This is a genomic window from Streptomyces sp. NPDC058576 (genome assembly GCF_042718715.1).
In the GTDB taxonomy this organism is placed as follows: domain Bacteria; phylum Actinomycetota; class Actinomycetes; order Streptomycetales; family Streptomycetaceae; genus Streptomyces.
Genome location: NZ_JBHXPF010000035.1, coordinates 24848 through 44978, shown reverse-complemented (window position 1 = coordinate 44978; position 20131 = coordinate 24848). Strand labels below are relative to the sequence as shown.

Here is a 20131-nt window from a genome sequence, read left to right as displayed (position 1 = left end):
GGGACCCCCTCCGGTTCCCCGAGGCGTAACCGGCGCCCCTAGCGCTAGGCGGAGTGAGTTGAGTACGCAGAACAGGCTGACGCACATCGACGAGGCGGGCGCGGCCCGCATGGTCGACGTGTCGGAGAAGGACGTCACCACCCGCGTCGCCCGCGCGGCCGGCCGGGTGCTCGTCTCGCCGCGCGTGATCGAGCTGCTGCGTGGCGAGGGAGTCCCCAAGGGCGACGCCCTCGCCACCGCCCGGATCGCCGGGATCATGGGAGCCAAGCGCACCCCGGACCTGATCCCGCTCTGCCACCCGCTGGCCGTCTCCGGTGTGAAGGTCGACCTGAGCGTGGCCGACGACGCGGTGGAGATCACGGCCACCGTGAAGACGACGGACCGCACGGGCGTCGAGATGGAGGCCCTGACGGCGGTGTCGGTGGCGGCCCTGACCGTCGTCGACATGATCAAGGCGGTCGACAAGAGCGCGGTGATCACCGACGTACGGGTCGAGGCGAAGTCGGGCGGCAAGTCCGGCGACTACCGGCGCACCGCGCCGGAGGGAACCCACTCGTGACGCCGCCCGGGCCCAGCGGAGCCGCAGGCCACGAACAGCACGCCCAGCCCCTCGCGCCCGCCGGCCACGATCGGCACCCGCAGGCCGCCGACCCCACCGGAGCCGCGCCGCGCGTCCCGTACCGCGCCCTCGTCGTGACCGCCTCCAACCGGGCCTCCGCCGGGGTGTACGCGGACAAGGGCGGCCCGCTGATCGCCGAGGCGCTGACCGGCCTCGGCTTCGCGGTCGAAGGCCCGCAGGTCGTCCCCGACGGGGATCCGGTCGAGGCGGCCCTGCGCGCGGGCGTCGCCGCCGGGTACGACGTGATCGTCACCACCGGCGGTACGGGCATCTCGCCCACCGACGCCACCCCCGAGGCCACCCGCAGGGTCCTCGACCACGAGATCCCCGGCATCCCGGAGGCGATCCGCGCGGAGGGCCTCGCCAAGGTCCCGACCGCCGCCCTCTCCCGGGGCCTCGCGGGCGTCGCCTCCCGCACCCTGATCGTCAACCTCCCCGGCTCCACCGGCGGGGTGAAGGACGGGCTCGCGGTCCTCGGCCGGCTCCTGGTGCACGCCGTCGACCAGCTGCGCGGCGGAGATCACCCCCGACCGGGGAGCCCGAGCTGAACATCGCGACCTGGCCGGTGACGCTGACCGACGGCGAGATCGTCCTGCGTCCGATAAAGATGCGTGACCAGCGGATGTGGCGCGAGGTCAACCGGCGCAACCGCGACTGGCTGCGCCCCTGGGAGGCCACCGTCCCGCCGCCCGCCCCCGGCGGCCCGATGGCGCAGCGCCCGACGTACCGGCAGATGGTCCGCCACCTGCGCGCCGAGGCGAACGCGGGGCGGATGCTGCCGTTCGCCATCGAGTACGAGGGCCGCCTCGTCGGCCAGCTCACGGTCGCGGGGATCACCTGGGGCTCGATGTGCTCCGGTCATATCGGCTACTGGGTCGACCGGGGCGTCGCCGGGCGCGGGGTCATGCCGACGGCCGTGGCGCTCGCCGTGGACCACTGCTTCCGTTCGGTGGGCCTGCACCGCATCGAGGTGTGCATTCGCCCGGAGAACGCGCCCAGCCGCAGGGTGGTGGAGAAGCTCGGCTTCCGTTCGGAGGGCGTGCGCCCGCGCTATCTCCACATCGACGGCGCCTGGCGCGACCACCTGATCTTCGCCCTCACCGCCGAGGAAGTGCCCGAGGGGATGCTCCGGCGCTGGCGCCGGTCGCGCCCGGTGGCGCCGAGAGGCCCCGGACCGTCCGACGAAATAAAATAAGTGTTCGAATTTGATCGCCGGGTGACCGCAATGGGGCGGGCTATCGGTGGCTGTTGATCCGAACAATCACAAAAAAAGTCCGTGATATCAGCCGGATCGTGCGACACACCGGGCCAATTGGCGGATCCTTCCGCGCAAACCCCTCTACGGTGTGAGCGTGAGCAGCAGCGGCCTCATCTACGCAGTCATCGTCGGGGCCTGGGCCGCCTACTTGGTGCCGATGTGGCTCCGCAGGCAGGACGAGCTCAACGAAGCCCGTCCGACGGAACGCTTCAGCACCGCCATCCGGCTGCTGTCCGGACGGGCGGCGATGGAGCGCCGTTACGCCAAGGAGCTGCGGGAGCGCACCGCCGAGGAGGCGGGGCCCGACGTCGACCCGGACAGGGAAACGGACCGTACGGAATCCGTGGACGTCCGGGCCTTTGCCGCGCCTCCGGCGCACACGGAAGCCAGAATGAGCGACCCCGCGCACGCTCCCGAGCGCGCACCGGGCCACCAGGCGTCCGACCGCCCGGCGCACGACCGGCGGGCGGGGCATCAGCCCCCGGACCGTCAGCCCCCGGACCGTCAGGCGCACGAACGCCGGTCCGGCGAGCGCCCCGCGGAACACGTGCCCCCCGCGCAGCGACGCCCGCGCTCCGGCGCGGCCGACGCCGAGCGGGCCCGGCGTGCCCAGCGCTCCCAGGTCCTGGCACGGCGCAGGCGGACCACCGTCGTCCTCTTCCTGGCCTTCACCCTCGGGGCGATCGTCGCGGCGGTCGGCGGCCTCGGCTTCCTGTGGGCCCCCGCCGTCCCCGCCGTCCTGCTGAGCACGTACATCGTGCATCTGCGCTCCCAGGAACGCCGACGGTTCGCCTTCACGATGGACCGCCGTCGGGCCGAGGACGCGGCGCAGCGGCTGCGCGAGAACCGCCCGCGCAGGCACCAGCCCACGGCCCCGGCTCCCGCCGAGCCCGACGACGACTCCGAAGCCCACCACCCGGAGCCGGAGCCGACCCCCACGGTCTCCCCCCAGGAGGCCGGGCGACGCGCCCTCGTCGAGCAGACGGACCACGCGGAGTGGGTGGACCAGCAGCGCGAACGCGGCCGCGTCCAGGGCGACAGCTGGGAGCCCGTTCCCGTACCGCTGCCCACTTATGTCACCGCGCCCGTCGCCCCGCGGGCCACGGGCGGGGTGGAGGTCGGTGATCCGGAGACCTGGAGCGCGGCCCGCTCCAGCACCGCCGAGCCCTCCCAGACGGGCACGTCGCACCCGACGGCCCCGGCGGTCGACCCGGCCCCGCGCCAGCGCACGAACCCGTCCCGCCGCAACCGCGACCGGGGCCGGACCCCGCTCTTCGACCAGTACGACGACGAGGACCGGCCCCGTGCGGCCAATGAGTGAGACCGCGGGGGGCCGGGGGCGCCCGGGGGTCCGGGAGACCCGACACCGCTGACCAGCGGAGGAACGGATTTCCAAGCACCCCCGTGAGGGTGCTAGAGTTTCACACGTCGCAAGGGCCTGTGGCGCAGTCTGGTAGCGCACCTCGTTCGCATCGAGGGGGTCTGGGGTTCAAATCCCCACAGGTCCACAGCGAGCCGTTCACGAGCCAGCTCGGGGGCGGTCGACGAAATCCCGTCCGGTCATCTCGACCGGGCGGGATTTCGTGGTTTCAGGCTTCGCGCGATGCGGATGCGTGAAGCAGCGGGTGCCCAGAAGCCAGAGCGGTGTGGGTCAGAGCGGTGTGGTGTCCGTGGGCAGCCGCAGATAGCGGCCGTAGGCGTCGCGGCTGTCCGAGACGAACTTCCAGCCCGTCATCGCCTGCTTCAACTCGGTGCCGGACAGCCAGCCGTGCCAGGCCACTTCGGCCACCCGCGGAGCTACCCGTTCGTGGTTCACGGTCGTTTCGTACACCGCGAACCAGTAGGGGCTCAGCTCGCCTCGGCAAAGGAACTTGAACAGCGGGCGGACCGGTGCCCGGACTCCCATTTCCTCATGGAGTTCACGGCCGGCGGCTGCCTCGTACGATTCGCCCGCCCCCACGGCACCGGCCACCAGCCAGCTGTACTCGCCGGGAAAGCGCGAGCTGTTCTCGGGCCGACGGTGTACGAGATAGCGGCCGGTCTCGTCCCGGCACAGCACCATGGACATGCGGTACAGCAATCCGTTGGCCACAGCTTCGTTTCTGCGCACCACGCCGATGACCCGGTCGTGTTCGTCGACATGGTCCACAAGTTCGCTCATGTGCTTGATACTTCATCACCCGCTCCGTCCGGTGCCAGCGATTCACGCGGTCGAAGGCCGCCCGTATCGTCGTGGCGGCCGTCGAGGGGGGTTGCGCAGGTCCGGCTGGTTGCGGTGCCGTGAACGGCCGGTCGATTTTTCTACAGTTCTCGGCCAGTTCTGTAGAAAAAAGCCCCACCGTCGCTTCTTGTCGCGGCAGTTACGGCTGCGCCAGAGTTCGAGGCGCGGCGACAGGAACATGTCATCGCCGCCGGGCAGTGTCCATGGAACACATCGCGCTTCCCCAGGCGCGGTGTGGCCACCCCCCCCATTGTCTGGACGCTCGCCTGCGTAGCGGAAGGAATCGCGTGAAGCACGGAAAGAAGAACGCGCGCAGATACATCGTGGCCGCCTCGATCGGCGCCCTTCTGTCGGCCGGAGTCGCCACAGGGGCCTACGCCGGTACGACGGAGGATCCTTCGGCGCCCGCAGCGGCTCCGGCGTACCAGCCGGAGATGGTCAAGGCGCTCGCCACCACCCTGGGCGTCAGCGAGAAGGCCGCAGTGCAGCGGCTGGACCGCGAGGCCGAGCAGCAGGACCGGTTCGCGGAGCTGCGGAAGGACCGGGTCGAGACGCTCGGGGCCTTCTTCGCCAAGGACGGTTCGCTGGTCGTCAACGCCGCCGACGCCGAGGCGGCGAAGGACGTCCGGGCCGCGGGTCTCAAGGTCCGGGTCCCCGAGCGTGGCGAGAGCGAGCTGGACCGCATCAAGGCCCGGCTCGACGCCAAGGCGCTCAAGAGCGCCCCGGCCGGGGTGTCCGCGTGGTCCGTCGACCTCGCGTCGGACACCGTGACCGTCGAGGTCAACGGCGATTCCGACGCCGCAACCCGCAGCTTCCTCAAGGCCGCCCAGAGCAACGGCGACGCCGTGCGCGTCGTGAAGGGCCAGGAGAAGCTGGAGACCCAGGCCGTCGTTCCGCCCGGCAGCCGGATGACCTTCAACGGCTACCTCTGCTCCGTCGGCTACGGCGCCAAGGACCGCAGCGGCAAGCAGGTGCTCGTGACCGCCGGGCACTGCATCGAGGACCTGCCCGAACTGGCCTACAACGGCACCCGGTTCGCCAAGGGCACCGACACCCGGTTCGCGCTCGGCACCCGCAGCGTCGACATGGGCATCGCGGCCGTCGACTCCGGCAACTCGATCGGCCTCGACGTCACCACGTACGGCAAGGCCGGCACCGTCCCGGTCAAGGGCAGCAAGCGGGCCCCCGCCGGCGCGGCGCTCTGCAAGTCCGGCCAGACCACCAACTGGACCTGCGGCAAAGTCGGTTCGTACAACGTCAGCGTCACCTACACCGACCAGAACGGCGGCCCGGACACCGTCGTGACCGGGCTGGCCAGCTCCAGCGTCTGCACCCAGGGAGGGGACAGCGGGGGCGCGTACATCTCCGGTGACCAGGCCCAGGGCATGACGTCCGGCGGTCCCAGCAACCAGCGCTGCAACGGCCAGGTCAACTCGCCCGGCTCGTCCTACTTCCAGCCGCTCGACGACGCCCTCGCGTACTACGGGCTGACGCTCAACACCAAGTAGCCCCACCGCAGGAACAGACCGGCAGAAAAGGCCACCCCCCAGACGCGGGAGACCGTCCACTCATCCTGGGCGGTCTCCCGTTCCACCTGTTCCCGTTCCGTACTCCCACGCCACCCCGTGGACGCCGGGCTTGCACCGGGAGGTCAGCACATGGACGTCGTGCGCGTCGCTCAGCGGGATGCGCCGCCGGCCGCGGGGCGGGGCGCCGACCTTCTCCCGGACGTAGCGGTGGCAGTCCGCCGGCAGGGCGCCGGGGTGGAAGAAGACCTGCTGGAGGTATTCGTGGAGGTTCGTCCGCGACCAGCGCTCGTAGTGCGTGGCCGGCGTCTCGGAGGGGCTCACCTCGACCGCGTAACTGACCACCGTGGTGTCCAGCTTGGCCAGCTCCCGGCCGAAGTGGATCTCCAGCACCAGGGACTTGAGCCCCTTCAGGTACGTGGCATCGGCGAGGCGGCCGCAGGTGACCTTGATGTCGACGGGCTCGGCCGCCTCGTCGTCGAAGCTGAGCACGAAGATCGCCCGGTCGGCCCCCGCCCGGCTGGCCCGCAGGACGTTCGTGGTGGAGATCCCGCTCAGCGTGCCGCTCTCGCCGACCCGCACGATGTCGTGGACCATCAGCGAGCTGGTCTCCTGGTTGAAGTGGCGGAAGCGCGCGCCGAGCGCCTTCTCCACCACCGAGTCCTCCCCGAGGATCTGGAGCGCCGCCCCCTCCGCGCCGGGTGGAGTGATCCGGCCGCGCGGGCGGCGCGGGCCGAGCAGCGAGCGCAGGGCTCCCGCGGGCAGCTCAAGGATCTCCTCCAGCACGTCCACGGCCCGCAGGGACCGGGCCCGTTCGGGCTGGCTGCGGCCGCGCTGCCAGCTGCTGAGGGTGGCCTGGCTGATGGTGATGCCGCGCACCCTGAGCCGTTCGCTCACCCGCTCCAGGGAGAGCCCGCGGCGGTTCAGCGCCTCCCGCAGGACGCCGGGGAAGGTGTCGGCGCCGGTCGCCGCCGCGTGCAGGGCCGAGGTGGTGATGGCCTCGCCCGTCCGCGCCGCGGTGACGTGTGCCTCGGCGTGCCGCGCCGGGGTGGTGATGGCCTCGGCGTGCTGCGCGGGGGTGGCTTGCGCCTTGGTGGTCTGCGCTCCGGTGGAGCCCGGACCGGTGGCGCGCGCCTCGTCGGTGTCCGTATCGCTCGACATGTCCCTCCCGTTCCCGGCACTCTCTCGGCGGGACGGCCTGCCGGCCCCCGCATACTGGTTGACCACCGGACCGGGGGCGGATAACAAAACCCCCAGGGGTGACCTGTCCCACATTCCGGTGGCGGACCGAACGAAGGGCGTGAACGGCGTGGACAGCACCGCTCTGGTCATCGCGGCGAGGAACGGCGACCGGGCCGCCGGGGACCGGCTGGCCGCCCAGTACCTGCCGCTCGTCTACAACGTCGTCGGGCGCGCCCTCAACGGCCATCCGGACGTGGACGACGTGGTGCAGGAGACCATGCTCCGCGCGCTCTCCGGCCTGCCCTCGCTGCGCGATCCGTCCCGTTTCCGCTCCTGGCTCGTCGCCATCGCCATGAACCAGGTCCGCAGCCGCTGGTCCCACCTCGGCCACCGCCCCGCCCCGCTGGAGGCGACCGAGGAGCCCGCCGACCCCGCCGCCGACTTCGTCGACCTGACGATCCTGCGCCTGGAACTCTCCGGGCAGCGCCGCGAGACGGCCGAGGCGACCCGCTGGCTGGACGGAGCCGAGCGCGATGTCCTGTCCCTGTGGTGGCTGGAGACGACCGGCGACCTCACCCGGTCCGAGCTGGCCGAGGCGCTCGGCCTGTCCCCGCAGCACGCCGCCGTTCGCGTCCAGCGGGTGAAGAACCAGCTGGACGTCGGCCGCGCGGTCGTCCGGGCCCTGGCCTCCGACCCCCGCTGCCCGGCCCTGGAGGACCTGCTGGGCGACTGGGACGGTACGCCGACGCCGCTGTGGCGCAAGCGGATCGCCCGCCATGTCCGGGGCTGCGCCTCCTGCTCCGACGGCAGTGCGGGGCTGGTGCCGCCGGAGGGCCTCCTCTCCGGGCTCGCGCTCGTGGTGCCGCTCTACGACAGCGGGCAGCAGGCGGCGGTGGCCGTCGCCTCCTCGGCCGCCCCGGCCACCGCTTCCTCGGCCGCCGCCCACTCCGCCCCGGCCGCGTTCTCGGCCGGGAAGGCGGCGGGGCTGATAGCCGGGGCGGCCGCCGTGACCGCCCTCGCCGTACTGATCTGGCCCTCCGCCCCCGCCCCGACCGAATCCCGGGGCGGGGGCGTCACGTACAGCCCCGCGCCCCCGCCGCCCGCGGCCGCCCCGGCCGAGCCGCTGCCCACGCCGTCCGCGACCTCGCCCTCCCCCTCGCCGAGCCGTACGGCCGCCTCCCGGCCGCCCGCCGCCTCCCCGGAGCCCTCCGCACCGCCCGCGCCCGAGCCCGCCGAAGCGCGTCCGGGCCCGGACGCCCGTGTGGTCACCCGGGTCAACACCCTGCGCGCCGCGAACGGCTGCCCGGAGCTGGAGACCGACCCCCGGCTGACCGAGGTCGCCCAGCGGCACTCGGAGGACATGGCCGCGCGGAACTACTTCGACCACACCGACTCCTCGGGCCGGGGCGCGGGCGACCGGGTGGGCGCCACGGGCTACGACTGGTCGGCCGTCGGGGAGACCATCGCGACCGGCATGAGCGATCCGGCCGCGGTCGTCGAGGAGTGGCGCAACAGTCCCGGCCGCGACGACGACATCTTCAACTGCGACTTCGTCCACGTCGGCGTGGGCATCGCCGACTCCCCGCGCGGCCCCTACTGGACCCAGGTGCTGGCCACCCCGAGGTGAGCGAACGGGCCGATTGTCAGTGGCGGGTGCCAGACTCGGTCGGCATGGGAGACAGCGCGCAGTTCACGGATGTCGTGCTCAGGGATGTCGTCGCAGCGGACCTGGAGGCGTTTCTCGCCTACGAGCACGACCCGGAGGCGGTCCGGAGATCGCGCTTCACGCCGCGGGAGCGGGACGCGTTCATGACGCACTGGAAGACGCGGGTGCTGGGGGATCCCGCCAACTTCGTGCAGACGGTCGTCGTGGACGGAGAGACGGCGGGGAGCATCGTGGCCTGGTGGGAGGAGGACCGGCGCTTCATCGGCTATTGGTTCGGCCGCGCGTACTGGGGCCGGGGCATCGGAACGCGGGCGCTGACCGCGTTCCTGGAGCGGGAGACGGCCCGCCCGCTGTACGCGGACCCCGTTGTCGGCAACACCGGCTCGGTACGCCTGCTGGAGAAGTGCGGGTTCACGGCGACGGGCACGGTGCGGCACGGCGAGGACGAGCACGTGGTCCTGGTGCTCGGCCGGAGTGGGTGACCAACCGCCGCGTCCGGGTCCGGTGACGTCCGCCGCGCGGCGCGCCCCGATCGACACCAGCAGGCCCCGTCCCGCGCCCGCCCAGCAGTGCAGCGGGTTCTCCGCGGGGGTCGCGCGGGTGCGCTGACCCCCGCCCGCTACGGCTGCCGCAGCGGCTTGGCCATGCAGATGCTGCTGTCGTACGTCCGGTAGTGGCCGAACTTCACCTCGCAGACGGTGTAGCCGCACGAGGTGTAGAGCGCGACGGCCTCGGGCTGCTGGTCGCCGGTCTCCAGGACCATCCTGGTCCGGCCCGCGTCCCGGGCGCTCTCCTCCAGGGCGGCGAGCATCCGTCGGGCCAGGCCCCGGCCTCGGCCCTCGGGGATCACGAACATCCGCTTGATCTCGGCGTCGCCGTCCTCGTAGCCGTCGGCATTGAGGTTCTGGGTCCGCCAGCCGCCGGTCGCCACCGGGCGGTCCCGCTCGTCGTAGGCGAGCAGATACAGACCGTGCGGCGGGACGAACATCGACGGGTCGAGCGGTGTGACGTCGCCCTCGTCGCCGTAGCGCTCGGCGTATTCGAGCTGCACCTGGTCATTGAGTTTGACGGCGTCGGGGTGGTCGAAGGGCCGAGAATGAATAAGCATGCTGAGTATCGTATATCTGTGCGTGGGGGCGGAGTAGGTACTGTTCGGGGATGCTGACCGTTACTTCTGTGAATGTTAATGGGCTCCGCGCCGCCGCCAAGAAGGGCTTCGTCGAGTGGCTGGCGGGGACCGACGCCGATGTGGTCTGCCTCCAGGAAGTGCGGGCCGAGCTCGCCCAGCTGCCCGAAGGCGTGGGCACCCCCGAAGGGTGGCACACCGTCCACGCGCCCGCCGCCGCCAAGGGGCGCGCCGGGGTCTCGCTCTATTCGCGGCAGGCCCCCGAGCGGGTTCAGACCGGCTTCGGCGGGTTCGGGATTCCCGGCGCTGAGGAGTTCGACGCGAGCGGCCGGTATGTCGAGATCGACCTTCCCGGTGTGACCGTCGCGAGCCTGTACCTGCCCTCCGGCGAGGTCGGCACCGAGCGGCAGGACGAGAAGGAGCGCTTCATGGCCGCCTTCCTGCCCTACCTCCAGGGTCTGAAAGGCCGGGCGGCGGCGGACGGGCGCGAGGTCGTGGTCTGCGGCGACTGGAACATCGCCCACCAGGAGGCCGACCTGAAGAACTGGAAGGCCAACCGCAAGAACTCCGGCTTCCTCCCCGAGGAGCGCGCCTGGCTGACCCGGGTCCTGGAGGAGGCCGCGTACGTGGACGTCGTGCGGGGGCTGCACCCGGATGCCGAGGGCCCGTACAGCTGGTGGTCGTACCGGGGGCGCGCCTTCGACAACGACAGCGGCTGGCGCATCGACTACCAGATGGCGACCCCGGGGCTGGCCGGGCGTGCGGTGAAGGCCTGGGTGGAGCGGGCGGCCACGCACGGCGAGCGCTGGAGCGACCACGCGCCGGTGACGGTCGTCTACGAGCGGTAGTCCCGGGAGCCCAGGGGGGCCCGGGCGGGTGGCCCGGGCGGCCTGGGCTGTTACGCCTTCGGAGGCTGTGTGCCGTCCTCGCGGCGCAGTCTCCGGTCCAGGGCCATCGACAGCTCGGCGTCCACCACCGCGCGGGCCAGGGGCCGCAGTTGGGCGGGTTCGGTCTCCTGGGTGTGGGCATGCAGTACGCGTACGAAGATTTCGGCGAGCGCGTCCGCGTGCTCGCGGACGCGGCGGCCCGAGGAGAGCACCGTGGACAGCGGCACCCCTTCCCGTACGAGCTCGGCCGACACCTCCAGGAGGCGGCGGCTGATGTGCACGATCTCGTCCCCGTCGGTGGCGAGATAGCCCAGGTCCAGTGCGGTGGCGAGGTTCTCTGGCGTGACCTCGCCCTCGAAGTAGTCCGCGAGCTGCTCCGGGGTGAGGCGGACCGGGGTCTCCTCGGTCGGTTCGCCCAGGCCCAGCACCTCGGCGACATCGCGGCCGCTCTCGAAAGTGGCCGCCAGGTCGGCGATGCCGTTGAGGGTGTGGCCGCGCTCCAGCAGGCCCGCGATGGTCCGCAGCCGGGCCAGGTGGTGGTCGTCGTACCAGGCGATGCGGCCCTCGCGGCGAGGTGGCGGGATCAGTCCGCGCTCGCGGTAGAAGCGCAGGGTCCGCACGGTGATGCCGGCCTCCTTGGCCAGCTCCTCCATGCGGTATTCGCGGTGCTCGCGTCCTTCAGCCACAGGGGCACCCTATGTTGTACCGCCGGTAACTTTCCTCGGTCCGCCCCCTACCCATCAGTACGGTCCTGCTCTACTCTCCGAACCATGCCAGTGATTGCTGGCGGAGTCGCGTGACGTACCGCGGGAGGCGGCAGCATGGCCCAGCAGGAGCACGTACGTGTGGCGGTGATCGGAACCGGATTCGGGGGCCTGGGGGCCGCTGTCCGGCTGCGCCGCGAAGGCATCACCGATTTCGTCGTCCTGGAGCGCGCCGACTCGGTGGGCGGCACCTGGCGCGACAACAGCTATCCCGGCTGCGCCTGCGACGTACCGTCCCACCTCTACTCCTTCTCGTTCGCGCCCAACCCGGACTGGCCGCGCACCTTCTCCGGCCAGGAGCACATCCGGGCCTACCTGGAGCACGTCGCCGACACCTTCGGGCTCCGCCCGCACATCAGGCTGAACCACGAGGTGAAGCTGATGAGCTGGGACAAGGAGAACCTGTCCTGGGTGATCGAGTCGGCTGACGGCTCCGTCCTGCGCGCGGACGTCGTCGTCTCCGCCACCGGACCGCTCTCCGACCCCAGGACGCCCGACATTCCCGGGCTCGACTCCTTCCCCGGCAAGGTCTTCCACTCCGCGCGCTGGGACCACGACTACGACCTGGCCGGCAAGCGCGTCGCGATGGTCGGCACCGGCGCGTCCGCGATCCAGATCGTTCCCGCGATACAGCCGAAGACCGCGAAGCTCACGCTCTTCCAGCGCACCCCGCCGTGGGTCATGCCGCGGATGGACCGCACGATCAGCAAGGCCGAGCGTGCGCTCCACCGGGCGATACCTGCCACGGGCACGGCTCGCCGTGGACTGCTGTGGGGCATACGGGAGTTGCAGGTCAGCGCCTTCACCAAGCACCCCGACCAGCTGGGCCTGGTGGAGACGGTGGCCAAGTCCAACATGGCGCGGGCCATCAAGGACCCTGCTCTGCGGGCCAAGTTGACCCCCGACTACCGCATCGGCTGCAAGCGGATCCTGCTCTCCAGCACGTACTACCCGGCGCTCGCCCAGCCCAATGTGGACGTGGTCGCCTCCGGGCTGAGCGAGGTCCGCGGCTCCACCGTCGTCGCCGCCGACGGCACCGAGGCCGAGGTCGACGCGATCATCTTCGGCACCGGCTTCCATGTGACGGACATGCCGATCGCCGAGCGGGTCGTCGGCGCGGAGGGCCTGACCCTCGCCGAGACGTGGAAGGACGGGATGAACTCGCTGCGCGGCGCGACCGCCTCCGGGTTCCCCAACTGGATGACGATCATCGGCCCCAACACCGGGCTCGGCAACTCCTCCATGATCCTGATGATCGAGTCCCAGCTGAACTACATGGCCGACTATCTCCGGCAGTTGAACGTGCTGGGCGGCCGCGCAGCGCTCGACGCCCGGGCCGTCTCCGTCACCGCGTGGAACGACCGGGTCCAGCAGAGGATGAAGCGCACGGTGTGGAACACCGGCGGCTGCACCAGCTGGTACCTGGACGCGGCCGGCCGCAACACCACCGTCTGGCCGGGTACGACGGGGGAGTTCCGGCGGCAGACCCGGTCGGTGGACCTCGCGGAGTACGACGTCGTCCGGGCGGGCGTCGCGGGCGGAGCACAGCGGGCCGCCGGGACCGGACGCGTCCCCGAGCAGCCCGGCCGCACCGACCGCGAGACCGTGACCGCCGCCGCATCGGAAGCCGGGCCCGTCGCCGAGGAGGCCGCACGATGAGCCGCCTCCTGCACCGCGACGTCGTTCCGCCCGTGCCCGCCGCCGAGTTGACCGTACGGTCGGCCGACGGCGCGCGGATCCACGTCGAACTGCACGGCCCCGAGGACGCGCCCGCCGTCGTCCTGGCCCACGGCTGGACCTGCAACATCCGCTTCTGGGACGCCCAGATCCGGGACCTGGCCGCCGACCACCGCGTCATCGCCTACGACCAGCGCGGCCACGGGCTCACCCCCGAGCCCGGCCCCGGCGGATACAGCACCAACGCGCTCGCCGACGACCTCGAAGCGGTCCTCACCGGGACGCTCGCCCCGGGCCGCAAGGCGGTGCTCGCCGGGCACTCCATGGGCGGAATGGCCGTGATGGCGGCCGCCGCCCGTCCCGGAGTGCGCGAGCACGCCGCCGCCGTCCTGCTCTGTTCCACCGGCAGTACGCGGCTGACCGCCGAGGCCCTGGTCCTGCCGCTGCGCGCGGGTGCGCTGCGGACCCGGCTCACCACCGCCGTACTGGGTGCGAAGGCACCCCTCGGGCCGGTGAACCCGGTCTCCCGGAAGATCCTCAAGTACGCGACGATGGGGACGGGTTCGGCTCCGGACCGGGTCGACGCCTGCGCCCGGATCGTGCACGCCTGCCCGCGCCGCGCGAGGGTGGAGTGGGGCCATGTGCTCTCCGACCTGGATCTCGCGGCGGGCGTACGGCAGTTGCGGGTGCCGACCGCGGTCATCGCCGGCACGGACGACCGGCTGACCCCGCCGGTCCACGCGCGGGCCATCGCCGCCGCCCTGCCGGTCGGCCTCGGCCTGACCGAGCTGACGGGCACGGGGCACATGACGCCGGTGGAGGCCCCCGAGGCCGTCACGGCGAAGCTCAGGGAGCTGGTCAACCGGTACGTCGCCACGGGGGCGGCCGCCACGGCGCAGAAGGAGGATGTCGCATGAGCGGCAAGCGGAATCTGGAGGGCCAGGTCGTCGTCGTCACCGGCGCGGCCCGGGGCGTGGGCGAACTGCTGGCCCGCAAACTGTCCGCGCGCGGGGCGACCCTCGCCCTGGTCGGCCTGGAGCCGGACGAGCTGAAGCACGTCTCCGAGCGGCTGCACGGCGAGAGCGACCACTGGTTCGCCGACGTCACCGACCACGAGGCGATGGCGCGGGTGGCGCGCGAGGTCAAGGAGCGGTTCGGCAAGGTCGACGTGGTCGTCGCCAACGCGGGCGTCGCCTCGGGCGGCCCGTTCGTCGACTCCGACCCGGACGCCTGGCGCCGGGTCATCGAGGTCAACCTCATCGGCGGCGCGGTCACCGGGCGGGCCTTCCTGCCGGTGCTGATGGAGAGCCGCGGCTACTTCCTCCAGATAGCGTCGCTGGCCGCGATCACCCCGGCTCCGATGATGACCGCGTACTGCGCGTCCAAGTCGGGCGTCGAGGCCTTCGCGCACAGCCTGCGCGCGGAAGTCGGCTACAAGGGCGTCAAGGTGGGCGTCGGCTACCTCTCCTGGACCGACACCGACATGGTGCGCGGCGCGGACGAGGACGAGGTGATGCGCGAGCTGCGGCAGCGGCTGCCGTGGCCGATGAACCGCACGTACCCGCTGGGTCCGGCCGTCGACCGGATCGTGGACGGCATCGCGCGGCGCTCCCCGCATGTGTACGCCCAGTGGTGGCTGCGCGGGATGCAGTCGGTCCGGGGCTATCTGCCCTCGGTCATCGCGATCGGCGGACAGCGCGAGATGCGGCGCTTCGAACCGCGCCTGCACACCGTGTCCAAGGGGCTGGTGGGGGCCGGTGGAGCGGCGGACCAGGACGTGCGGGCGGAGCGTGCGGACCGGGCGTAGTGGGGGTGGGCGGGCCGCGTGTCACGGTGGGTAGCGGTCCGAAATGCGCGGGATGTCGGGGCGTGTAACGCTGAGCACGGCCCCGCTGGGGGCCATCCCCACACCCACCACAGGAGTGAACAGCATGGGTATCGCAGACCAGTTCAAGGACAAGGCGCAGGAGCTCGCCGACCAGGCCAAGCAGAAGGCCGGTCAGGGCAAGGACGAGGCTCAGGACCGGGCCTCCCGGGCTCGCGACCAGCGGCCGGACTCCTCCTCGGGCATGAAGGACCGTGCCCAGGGCGCGAAGGACCAGGCGCGCGAGCGTTTTGACCGTTGACGGTCGTTGAGGTGTGACGCGTGCGGGCTGCGGTTTGCGCGTGCGTGCGCGTCGCGTCAGGAGGCGTACCCGGGTTGCCGGGTACGCCTCCTTCTTGTGCGGTCCGGTCCCGCCGGGGCGAGGTCGAAAGATGTCCTCAAGCGCCGGACGGGCTGGAAGGGATGCCCTCAAGCGCCGGGCGGGCTGGGAAGGATGCCCTCAAGCGCCGGGCGGGCTGGGGGTGTCGGGCGGGGTGAAGGGTGTCGGGCTCGGGCTGGGAGGGGAGTCCTTAAGCGCCGGACGGGCTGGGAAAGATGGCCTCAAGCGCCGGACGGGCTCGATAGGGCCCCGCGCGGTCCGGGTCAGGGCATCAGGTCCTCGCTCGTCCGGCCCTCGCAGAGGCGGGAGTTGGCCGAGGGGCGGGGAGCGAGCGGGACCCCGTTCGTGCGGAGTACGTCGCGGACGTCCAGGATCAGGGAGAAGACCTCGTGGTTGCGGTCCTCGCCCTGCTCGTCCCAGGCTCGCTGTTCGGCTTCGACGGCCGTGCGGTCCTCCGCGAAGACCCGTTCGGTGAAGTGCCGGATGAACGGCCAGGCCACGTTCAGGGCCACGGGAATCCTCGGCTTCTCGATCATCAGCAAGCCGTAGGCGTGGCAGACGCGTTGCTCCGCGTCCTCGGGGACGTACACCGCCCAGAGGCGCAGCGCCGGGTGGTCGGCCTTCTCCGGGACCAGGTCCAGCGTCTGGTAGGGGTACGCGGTACGGATGGTCATGACGTCGCTGGAGGCCTGGCCGCCCAGGCCCTCGGCGGCGAGCAGGCTCGCGCTGCGGTTGCGCTTGCCGCCGGTGTGGGTGAACAGGTAGCGGGCCTCCACCGACGTCGGGCCGCTCTCGTATCCCAGCAGCTTGGGCTGGAGCTTGCCGACCACGCCCCGGTGCAGGAACTGGTGGTTCATGTCGAGCAGGTTCTCGTGCATGAACGAGTAGTGGCAGCGCACGGTCCGGGAGAACGTCATCGTCCTGTACGCCGGCGAGGCGAAGGCGGGCACGTCGGGCAGCGCGGTGACCTCGGCCTTCTCCGGGGCGCCCGGAAAGACGAACACCAGGCCGTACGCCTCGCGTACCGGGTAGGCGCGCACGCCGCGCGGCGGCCGGGCGTCGCCCTTGGAGAGGTACGGGATCTGCGAGATGCGGCCGTCGCCCCGGTAGGCCCAGGCGTGATAGCAGCAGCGGAGCGTCTCGCCGTCCACGACCCCCATGCTCAGCGGCACCTGCCGGTGGGCGCACCGGTCCTCCAGCGCATGGACGGCACCGCTTCGGGCGCGGTAGAGCGCGATGCGCTCGCCGGCGAACACGGCCGCGGCCACCTGCCCGCCGCGCACGCTCCGGGAGAGGGCGACCGGGTACCAGAAGTCCGGGTTCGCCCCGACCCGCCGCAGGTCGGGCCGGCCGGAGAGCGGATGCGGGTCCTCCCGGGGCCGGCCGTCCGCGACCTTGTCCGAGCCGTTCTCGGTCATACCACTCCCTCGTCCGTGGGCAGCCCCTTCCATCCTGGCCGCCGCCGGAGGACGGGCGCCCGCCCGGGACGACCGGACGGGTGCTTTACCCGCGCGCCCGGGGGATTCCGGGGCCGGCTCGCCCCGCGGTCACCGCGGCGGCAGCGGCGGCCTGCGCAGATCCGGGGCCGTGTCGTACGACGGTGGGGTCGCCGCCGGGTGCGCGGCCAGCAGCTCCAGTGCCAGGCGGACCGCGTCGTCCAGGACCGCGTACCGGCCCTCCGCCCAGTCCAGCGGGGTGCGCAGGGCCTCCACGTCCGGTTCGACGCCGTGGTTCTCCACCGACCAGCCGTACGTGTCGAACCAGGCCGCGTTCATCGGCACCGTGATCGACGTGCCGTCGCCCAGCCGGTGGCGGCCGGTCATGCCGACCACGCCGCCCCACGTGCGCTGGCCCACCACCGGCCCCAGCTTCAGCAGCCGGAACGCGGCGGTGATCATGTCGCCGTCCGAGGAGGTCGCCTCGTCGGCCAGGGCGACCACCGGGCCCCTCGGCGCGTTGGAGGCGTAGCTGACCGCCTGCGCGTTGCGGGTCAGGTCCCAGCCCAGGATCGTACGGGTGAGCTTCTCCACGACCAGCTCGCTGATGTGGCCGCCCGCGTTGCCCCGTACGTCCACGATCAGCGCGGGCCGCGCCACCTCCAGGCGCAGGTCCCGGTTGAACTGGGCCCAGCCGGAGCCGCCCAGGTCCGGGATGTGCAGGTAGCCGCACTTGCCGCCGCTCAACTCCCGTACGACGTCGCGGCGTTTGGCCACCCAGTCCTGGTAGCGCAGCGGGCGTTCGTCGACCAGGGGCATGATCGCCACCCGGCGTGACGGGCCCCCGCCCGCCGGGGAGAACGTCAGCTCGACCGTGGTGCCGCCGGCCGCCGTCAGCAGCGGGTACGGGCCCGCCACCGGGTCCACCGGGCGGCCGTCGACGTGGGTGAGGACCGCGCCCTCCCTGATCCCCGTGCCCGCCAGCGGCGAACGCGCCTTGGAGTCCGAGGAGTCGCCGGGCAGGATGCGCTGGATGGTCCACGCCCCGTCCCGGCAGACCAGGTTGGCGCCCAGGAGGCCGATCGCCCGCTGGTAGTGCGGCGGGCCCTCGTTGCGGCGGGCGGGGGAGACGTACGCGTGCGAGGTGCCCAGCTCGCCCAGCACCTCGCGCAGCAGATCCGCGAACTCGTCGGGGGAGGCGACCCGTTCGACCAGCGGGCGGTACTGGTTCAGCACCCCGTTCCAGTCGATGCCGCACATGTCCGGCTCCCAGAAGTAGGCGCGGATGATGCGGCCCGCCTCGCCGTACGCCTGCCGCCACTCCGCCCCGGGGTCGACCTCGTGCAGGATGCGACGCAGGTCCAGGAAGACCGTGGTGTCGCCGTCGCCCGGTTCGGTGGCGGGTACGGCGCGCAGTTCGCCGTCGTCCATCACGACCAGGCGCGAGGAGTCGCCGCTGACCGCGAACCAGTCGAGGTGGTCGACCAGTTCGGTCCTGCGGGCCTTCGCGATGTTGAAGTGCTCCAGGGTGGGCCGCCCCGACATGTCGGCCGGGTTCGCGAACGTCTCGCCCAGCGCCCCCGAGATCGGCCAGCGCAGCCAGACCAGCCCGCCGCCGCTCACCGGAGCGAGCGCCGAGTACTTGGAGGCGGAGACCGGGAACGGCGTCACCCGGCTCTCCAGGCCCTCGAACTCCACCATCACCGTGGACCCCTCCGACGTACCTCCCTCCGGCACGTCCACCGGGTCCAGGCCGCCCGCCGCCGGGCGGCCGTCGGGCGAGAGGGCGAAGGGGGAGGGGGTCGCCGAGGAGAGCGGGACCAGGTACGGGCGGCAGCCGAGCGGGAAGGACAGGTCACCGGTGTGGACGTCGTACACCGGGTCGAAGCCGCGCCAGGAGAGGAAGGCGAGATAGCGGCCGTCGTCGGTGAAGACCGGGTTCTCGTCCTCGAAGCGGCCGTTGGTGACGTCGACGATCGTCGGGGCGCCGGGGCCGGAGATCCGGGCCAGTTTGATCTGCCGCAGCGAGCGGCCGACGCCCGGATGCGACCAGGTCAGCCAGTCGCCGTCGGGGGAGAAGGCCAGGTCGCGGACCGGGCCGTTGACCGAGCGGATCAGCTCGGTGAGTCCGGGGTGCTCGTCGATCGGCACGGCACTGCCCGGGGTCGCCGCGCCGGTGGCCGCGTGCAGGTCGACGCGGGTCGAGCCGCTGGGCGCCTTCGCCTCGGATTCCCAGGGCTCCGTCTCCGGCTCCGCCGTGTCCAGGAGCAGCAGGCGGCCGTCGTTCGACGCGACGGCCAGGCGCTCGCCGTCCGGGTCGGAGATCATCTCCTGCACCCGGCCCAGCAGCCCGGAGGCCAGCCTGCGCGGGGGCCGGTCGCCGCTGGCGCGCGGCAAGTAGGCGATCTCGACCGCGTCCGGGCCGTCCGCGTCGGTGACGTACGCGACCTGCCCGCCGCTGCCGAGCATCTCCGGCAGTCGCACCCGGACACCGGGGGTGTCGGCGATGGTGCGGGCGGGGCCGTCGCGGTGGGTGAGCCAGTAGAGGCTGCCGCGTACGGTGACGGCGCTGGCCCGGCCCGTCTCGTCGACGGAGAGCGAGTCGACGTTGCTGGCGGCGGGCACCTGGTGGACGCGCCGGCCGGTGCGCGGGCCCCCGAGGCGTACCTCCAGCCTGCGGGGGGTGGCGTCGGGCGACTCCAGGTCCTCCACCAGCCACAGCTCGCCCGCGCACTGGTAGATCACCCGGTGGCCGTCGCTGGAGGCGTTGCGGGCGTAGAAGGCGTCGTGGTCCGTGTGCCGGCGCAGGTCGGTGCCGTCCGTCCGGCAGGAGTAGAGGTTGCCGACGCCCTCGTGGTCGGAGAGGAACGCGATCCGGCGGCCGACGAACATCGGGTTGGCGAGGTGACCGTCGATGTCCGGGAGCAGGCGCTCGCCGTGCAGCCACAGGCGGCCCATGGCCCCGCCCCGGTAGCGCTTCCAGGCGGCCGGTTCGTGCGGGGGCGTGCCGGTGAGCAGCAGCGTGCGTCGTTCGCCGTCGATGTCGGCGACCGCGATGTCGGAGACCGGGCCCCAGGGGAGCCTGCCGCCGGGGCTTCCGTCGGTGGGGACGCTGTAGGCCCAGGAGAAGTAGGAGAACGGCTGGTTGTGCGAGGACACGGCGAGGATCTGGCAGGCCTCGCCCGGATCGGGGCTCCAGCCGCAGACCCGGGCGTCCGTCGAGCCCCAGTGGGTGAGCCGGCGGGCCGGGCCGCCGGCCACCGGGGCGAGGTGGATCTCGGGGTCCAGGGTGCGCCAGGTCGTGTAGGCGATGGAGGCGCCGTCGGGCGAGAAGCGTGGGTGGCTGACCCGGGTCCGGTCGACGGTCACCCGCCAGGCCCGTCCCGGGCGGTGCCCCGCGGCGGCCAGGGGGGCGACCCAGAGGTCGTCCTCGGCCGCGAAGCACAGCAAGTCCTGGTGGAGGTGCGGGAAACGGAGATACGCGACGTCGTCACTCACCCCCCAATGTTTTCGGTGCGCGGGGCCCGGGGCAACTTGTGGTGCAGGACACAAGCGAAACGATTTC

Annotated in this window: 18 protein-coding genes and 1 tRNA gene; 13 read left to right on the top strand and 6 right to left on the bottom strand. The window is 72.4% G+C overall.

Annotation, left to right across the window (positions count from 1 at the left end):
* Positions 1-58: 58 nt before the first annotated feature.
* From moaC to ACFWRV_RS23310, 5 genes are all read left to right on the top strand, one after another.
* The gene (gene moaC / locus ACFWRV_RS23330; RefSeq protein WP_384337533.1) at positions 59-559 is read left to right on the top strand and encodes a cyclic pyranopterin monophosphate synthase MoaC; all 501 of its coding nucleotides are present in this window, start codon (positions 59-61) and stop codon (positions 557-559) included.
* Between the two features lie 134 nt (positions 560-693).
* Complete coding sequence (locus ACFWRV_RS23325) at positions 694-1167, top strand: molybdenum cofactor biosynthesis protein B (RefSeq protein WP_384337597.1); 474 nt, start codon at positions 694-696, stop codon at positions 1165-1167.
* 17 nt (positions 1168-1184) lie between these two features.
* On the top strand, positions 1185-1814 hold the full coding sequence (locus ACFWRV_RS23320; protein ID WP_384337531.1) for a GNAT family N-acetyltransferase: 630 nt from the start codon (positions 1185-1187) through the stop codon (positions 1812-1814).
* 157 nt (positions 1815-1971) lie between these two features.
* A complete protein-coding gene (glpR, locus tag ACFWRV_RS23315; protein ID WP_384337529.1) occupies positions 1972-3198 on the top strand; it encodes a gephyrin-like molybdotransferase receptor GlpR in 1227 nt (408 codons plus the stop codon).
* 113 nt (positions 3199-3311) lie between these two features.
* Positions 3312-3385 (top strand) — tRNA-Ala (locus tag ACFWRV_RS23310).
* 143 nt (positions 3386-3528) lie between these two features.
* Here the strand turns inward: ACFWRV_RS23310 and ACFWRV_RS23305 are convergent.
* A complete protein-coding gene (locus ACFWRV_RS23305) occupies positions 3529-4038 on the bottom strand; it encodes an NUDIX hydrolase (protein ID WP_384337527.1) in 510 nt (169 codons plus the stop codon).
* 347 nt (positions 4039-4385) lie between these two features.
* Between ACFWRV_RS23305 and ACFWRV_RS23300 the strand changes: the two genes are divergently transcribed.
* Positions 4386-5606: a S1 family peptidase gene (locus ACFWRV_RS23300; RefSeq protein WP_384337525.1), complete on the top strand. Its 1221-nt coding sequence runs from the start codon at positions 4386-4388 to the stop codon at positions 5604-5606.
* A gap of 60 nt (positions 5607-5666) precedes the next feature.
* Here the strand turns inward: ACFWRV_RS23300 and ACFWRV_RS23295 are convergent, their stop codons facing one another.
* The gene (locus ACFWRV_RS23295; protein WP_384337523.1) at positions 5667-6785 is read right to left on the bottom strand and encodes a multiprotein-bridging factor 1 family protein; all 1119 of its coding nucleotides are present in this window, start codon (positions 6783-6785) and stop codon (positions 5667-5669) included.
* A 139-nt stretch (positions 6786-6924) separates the two neighbouring features.
* On the opposite strand from ACFWRV_RS23295, the gene ACFWRV_RS23290 reads away from it, so the two are divergent.
* Both ACFWRV_RS23290 and ACFWRV_RS23285 read left to right on the top strand, forming a co-directional pair.
* Positions 6925-8433 carry a sigma-70 family RNA polymerase sigma factor gene (locus ACFWRV_RS23290; RefSeq protein ID WP_384337595.1) on the top strand — a complete coding sequence of 503 codons (1509 nt, stop codon included), beginning with the start codon at positions 6925-6927 and terminating at the stop codon, positions 8431-8433.
* A 44-nt stretch (positions 8434-8477) separates the two neighbouring features.
* Positions 8478-8954, top strand: coding sequence for a GNAT family N-acetyltransferase (locus ACFWRV_RS23285; RefSeq protein WP_384337521.1), 477 nt, complete (start codon positions 8478-8480; stop codon positions 8952-8954).
* 137 nt (positions 8955-9091) lie between these two features.
* Here ACFWRV_RS23285 and ACFWRV_RS23280 read toward each other — a convergent pair whose 3' ends face one another.
* Entirely contained in the window at positions 9092-9580 is a 489-nt protein-coding gene (locus tag ACFWRV_RS23280; RefSeq protein ID WP_384337519.1) for a GNAT family N-acetyltransferase, read from the bottom strand.
* Between the two features lie 50 nt (positions 9581-9630).
* On the opposite strand from ACFWRV_RS23280, the gene ACFWRV_RS23275 reads away from it, so the two are divergent.
* Positions 9631-10446, top strand: coding sequence for an exodeoxyribonuclease III (locus tag ACFWRV_RS23275; RefSeq protein ID WP_384337517.1), 816 nt, complete (start codon positions 9631-9633; stop codon positions 10444-10446).
* 50 nt (positions 10447-10496) lie between these two features.
* On the opposite strand, the gene ACFWRV_RS23270 is transcribed toward ACFWRV_RS23275, so the two are convergent.
* Entirely contained in the window at positions 10497-11138 is a 642-nt protein-coding gene (locus ACFWRV_RS23270; RefSeq protein ID WP_384337593.1) for a MerR family transcriptional regulator, read from the bottom strand.
* Between the two features lie 168 nt (positions 11139-11306).
* Here ACFWRV_RS23270 and ACFWRV_RS23265 point away from each other — a divergent pair, with 168 nt between their 5' ends.
* From ACFWRV_RS23265 to ACFWRV_RS23250, 4 genes are all read left to right on the top strand, one after another.
* Complete coding sequence (locus ACFWRV_RS23265; RefSeq protein WP_384337515.1) at positions 11307-12908, top strand: flavin-containing monooxygenase; 1602 nt, start codon at positions 11307-11309, stop codon at positions 12906-12908.
* Positions 12905-13843, top strand: coding sequence for an alpha/beta fold hydrolase (locus tag ACFWRV_RS23260; protein WP_384337513.1), 939 nt, complete (start codon positions 12905-12907; stop codon positions 13841-13843). The genes ACFWRV_RS23265 and ACFWRV_RS23260 overlap by 4 nt, the downstream gene beginning before the upstream one ends.
* On the top strand, positions 13840-14733 hold the full coding sequence (locus tag ACFWRV_RS23255) for an SDR family oxidoreductase (protein ID WP_384337511.1): 894 nt from the start codon (positions 13840-13842) through the stop codon (positions 14731-14733). Before ACFWRV_RS23260 ends, ACFWRV_RS23255 begins: the two co-directional genes overlap by 4 nt.
* A 124-nt stretch (positions 14734-14857) precedes the next feature.
* Positions 14858-15052: a hypothetical protein gene (locus ACFWRV_RS23250; RefSeq protein WP_384337509.1), complete on the top strand. Its 195-nt coding sequence runs from the start codon at positions 14858-14860 to the stop codon at positions 15050-15052.
* 341 nt (positions 15053-15393) lie between these two features.
* On the opposite strand, the gene ACFWRV_RS23245 is transcribed toward ACFWRV_RS23250, so the two are convergent.
* Entirely contained in the window at positions 15394-16548 is a 1155-nt protein-coding gene (locus tag ACFWRV_RS23245) for a Rieske 2Fe-2S domain-containing protein (protein WP_384337507.1), read from the bottom strand.
* Positions 16549-16677: 129 nt separating this feature from the next.
* Complete coding sequence (locus ACFWRV_RS23240) at positions 16678-20064, bottom strand: S41 family peptidase (protein WP_384337505.1); 3387 nt, start codon at positions 20062-20064, stop codon at positions 16678-16680.
* Between the last annotated feature and the right edge of the window lie 67 nt (positions 20065-20131).

Excerpts from the sequence above, each read along its gene's own strand:
- ACFWRV_RS23265 (WP_384337515.1), top strand. The coding sequence starts at position 11,307 with ATGGCCCAGCAGGAGCACGTACGTGTGGCGGTGATCGGAACCGGATTC.
- ACFWRV_RS23280 (WP_384337519.1), bottom strand. The coding sequence starts at position 9,580 with ATGCTTATTCATTCTCGGCCCTTCGACCACCCCGACGCCGTCAAACTC.
- ACFWRV_RS23260 (WP_384337513.1), top strand. The coding sequence starts at position 12,905 with ATGAGCCGCCTCCTGCACCGCGACGTCGTTCCGCCCGTGCCCGCCGCC.
- ACFWRV_RS23285 (WP_384337521.1), top strand. The coding sequence starts at position 8,478 with ATGGGAGACAGCGCGCAGTTCACGGATGTCGTGCTCAGGGATGTCGTC.
- ACFWRV_RS23250 (WP_384337509.1), top strand. The coding sequence starts at position 14,858 with ATGGGTATCGCAGACCAGTTCAAGGACAAGGCGCAGGAGCTCGCCGAC.
- ACFWRV_RS23275 (WP_384337517.1), top strand. The coding sequence starts at position 9,631 with ATGCTGACCGTTACTTCTGTGAATGTTAATGGGCTCCGCGCCGCCGCC.
- ACFWRV_RS23245 (WP_384337507.1), bottom strand. The coding sequence starts at position 16,548 with ATGACCGAGAACGGCTCGGACAAGGTCGCGGACGGCCGGCCCCGGGAG.
- ACFWRV_RS23295 (WP_384337523.1), bottom strand. The coding sequence starts at position 6,785 with ATGTCGAGCGATACGGACACCGACGAGGCGCGCGCCACCGGTCCGGGC.
- ACFWRV_RS23270 (WP_384337593.1), bottom strand. The coding sequence starts at position 11,138 with ATGGAGGAGCTGGCCAAGGAGGCCGGCATCACCGTGCGGACCCTGCGC.
- ACFWRV_RS23305 (WP_384337527.1), bottom strand. The coding sequence starts at position 4,038 with ATGAGCGAACTTGTGGACCATGTCGACGAACACGACCGGGTCATCGGC.
- ACFWRV_RS23255 (WP_384337511.1), top strand. The coding sequence starts at position 13,840 with ATGAGCGGCAAGCGGAATCTGGAGGGCCAGGTCGTCGTCGTCACCGGC.